Source organism: Lewinella sp., assembly GCF_050633125.1.
Taxonomy (GTDB): Bacteria; Bacteroidota; Bacteroidia; order Chitinophagales; family Saprospiraceae; genus Lewinella.
This window is the reverse complement of sequence record NZ_JBOEFX010000141.1, coordinates 1-2,762: the sequence shown is the minus strand read 5'-3', so window position 1 is coordinate 2,762 and position 2,762 is coordinate 1. Positions and strand designations below refer to the sequence as shown.

At 32.1% G+C, this 2,762-nt stretch carries 3 protein-coding genes; all 3 read right to left on the bottom strand.

All coding sequences use genetic code 11. The annotated features are described in order from the left end of the window. Positions 1–84 precede the first annotated feature (84 nt). Complete coding sequence (locus tag ACRBG0_RS25535) at positions 85–1,560, bottom strand: P-loop NTPase fold protein (protein ID WP_431489667.1); 1,476 nt, start codon at positions 1,558–1,560, stop codon at positions 85–87. Between the two features lie 127 nt (positions 1,561–1,687). Next, positions 1,688–2,254, bottom strand: coding sequence for a hypothetical protein (locus tag ACRBG0_RS25530; RefSeq protein ID WP_431489666.1), 567 nt, complete (start codon positions 2,252–2,254; stop codon positions 1,688–1,690). After that, on the bottom strand, positions 2,251–2,739 hold the full coding sequence (locus ACRBG0_RS25525; protein WP_431489665.1) for a hypothetical protein: 489 nt from the start codon (positions 2,737–2,739) through the stop codon (positions 2,251–2,253). Before ACRBG0_RS25525 ends, ACRBG0_RS25530 begins: the two co-directional genes overlap by 4 nt. Between the last annotated feature and the right edge of the window lie 23 nt (positions 2,740–2,762).

The window sequence follows — 2,762 nt, the reverse complement described above, 5'->3', positions numbered from 1 at the left end:
TGAAGTTTCCGCTAACTCAAGCTAGCGCGCCGTACGTAGCGAAGCGGAGTATGGACGTGCTAGTAAAGTTGTCGGAAGTATTTATTATAATTCAAATTTTTCTATCAATTTTTCATAAGACAATTTCCATAAACGGTATACTGAAGGCAAATGTTTCTCTTTTTCATTGTCAGTTCCGTGATCTTTGAAAGAAATAACTCTAGCCGAAATTGTACGATCACGACCATTCCGGCTTCCAAACATTTTATAATGAATATCCGTCTGCGTAGGTTTATCATGATAAACGAAATCTTGTTTATCTCGTGAATACATGTCTGCTAGACCATGATCCTCATATCCAAGTATTAAAAGTGAAATATTAATTGCACCAGAGTATTCTCTTCCAAAAGATGAGTCATAATTGGAGAGCGTGTCTAATTTTTTTATTAATTCCTCCGATTCACCAACGTATTTACTCAATAATTCTAATAACAATACTATGCTTAATTGCCAGTTGTAATAAACTTCGAAATGACCAAACTCCATTTTTTTAGTTTTTATATCGACTGATTCATTGTAGTATTTGAAAAGTGATCTTAAATTAATTAATCCATGATTGACAAGATCTGTGAAAAATATTTTCAGATATTCTTTTAAAAATTTGCACTTAGTGTTATAAAACTCGGTAAAATCATTTTTATCTCCTACAAAGGATATAGAACTGACAATATTATCTAATGCATTTATTAATCTAGCTTTATTATCAAACACAAATATCTCTTTATCATAAAACTTATCTATATATCCACTAAAATCAACGCCTTGCCCAAATCTATTATCAAAAATCTTTCTAATATTTTTTATATCGCAGACAACTATTACTTTATTAAATCCAAATTTATTTTTAGACCTATAATGTGTGGAAAGAACATTCAAAATTCTAAAAATATGATTAGGATCAATTCGGTCTAAATCATCAATAACTAAAACCTTTTTTTTATCAGACATTTTTTCTAAAAGAATACAAATTATCTCAGTAATTTCATTGTCCTCATACAATTCACCTTCATTTGAGTGAAATGCTTTGACAAATTCGTTCACTTTATCAATAGTTCCTTTTTCTGCCTGCCGCTTTATTTCTTTGAACTCTTCACTATGTTTGGAAAGCTCTTCAAATAACTTGAAATACTGTTTACCGAACTTTGGCACAAGTAGTAATAATGTACCTAACAAGCGAATAAAATTATATTGTAAGTAAACTGGTAGCGATTGAATTATAGGAATTAGTGCATTCTTTTCATCAATTTCTACTTTCTTAAAAATTTCAAATAGAATATCATATTTGATATATCTGAAAATATCTTGGTTCGATAAAACAGAATAATCTACTGGAGTAATATTCACCACATCGTATTTACTACCTTCTTCAATATTTTCTGACTCATTGCTTGCAAAATAATTATTTAAGAAAGTTGTTTTACCAATACCAAATCTTCCTGACAGTATAATATTAACTACTTCTTCGTCATTTAGATATCTATCCATTTTTTCTTTAGACAGTTCAAAAATTTCCAATATCATATTTCTCTGTTTTATTTTATTTCCGACAACTCCGGCTAGGGCGCAGTGCTGAGGAACGAAGCATTGTCGCACTAGCAAAGTTGTAGCCAGTCCTCTTTTTATTCTCTTGGTCAAGAGCAAAAGCACCTCAGAGGATTGTCTCCCAGACCTTATGCTCAAGTTCATCAATTGAAACTCCTGAGTAAATACTCTTCACCTTGGTAATTTTACTAAGTCCAGAAATCGTATTCAATCTCTCTTTTTCTCTCATCAGAACCTTATTGATAAATTCCTCTACTGGAATCGATTCTGTTGTTGTCTTCTGCTCAGAAAATTGCCTAGCTCTTCTTACAATATCTTCTTCATCTAAATACAAGTCAAGGATCTCCTCATATCTGAAGTGCATATCATTTAAAACATGAAATAGATTTTTATAGCTATCAACCTCTAAACACTGATTTACAAAGAGTATCTCCAGGTTTTCATCGACGTTCATGAAAAGTTGACGCCAAATACTTTTTTGAAGCTCGTCTGAAAGTCTTCTTTTGTTTGATAAATCTCTCTTCAATTCCATACCTAGCTCAGTCTTATTTCCTATCTCATATGGAATCCTATCGGAAAATCTTGCGACGCTGTATTTAACACTCGCCTCCTTTCTTTCATATAACATAGGAAGTCGAACAAACATCGATTTATTTAACAGCACTACCTTCATTTTACTTCTTTCCCGTTTTCATTATTTACAGCGAAGCGTCTAAGAGCTAATTCAATGTATTTTGGGTTTTCACCAATTGGATCGTTATCTCGTCTTGATTCAACGTGGTCTATAATTTCTCTCTTTTCTTCTTCCTCCAACTTTACCCTTCCACTTGCAATAATGGTATCGAAGCTCTGAGTCGCTCCTTTAAGATAATTCACCAGGTACTTAACTCTACCTCTATTTAGAACTTCCTGAGCAATCAAATGATAATTTCTATAAACACCCCAGGTTTCTTTTGAACTCTTTGACAATTCTTCATATAAATCCAGAATCAATTCATCTGGAGCAATGGAAAAATCCTTAATAACACATTCACATACGTTTATTCTAAAGTCCATATTTGGATCTTCTAAATCATCCCCGTGCTTTCCATTCCAGTCGAACTTTATTCGATCAAAATCTGAACTTGTATAGTTTATTATGAATTCTTTGATTTCCATTTTTTCTTAATTGGCTACAACTC

Bases quoted from the DNA above. Each gene is read 5' to 3' on its own strand.
- ACRBG0_RS25530 (WP_431489666.1), bottom strand. From the start codon at position 2,254: ATGAAGGTAGTGCTGTTAAATAAATCGATGTTTGTTCGACTTCCTATG.
- ACRBG0_RS25535 (WP_431489667.1), bottom strand. From the start codon at position 1,560: ATGATATTGGAAATTTTTGAACTGTCTAAAGAAAAAATGGATAGATAT.
- ACRBG0_RS25525 (WP_431489665.1), bottom strand. From the start codon at position 2,739: ATGGAAATCAAAGAATTCATAATAAACTATACAAGTTCAGATTTTGAT.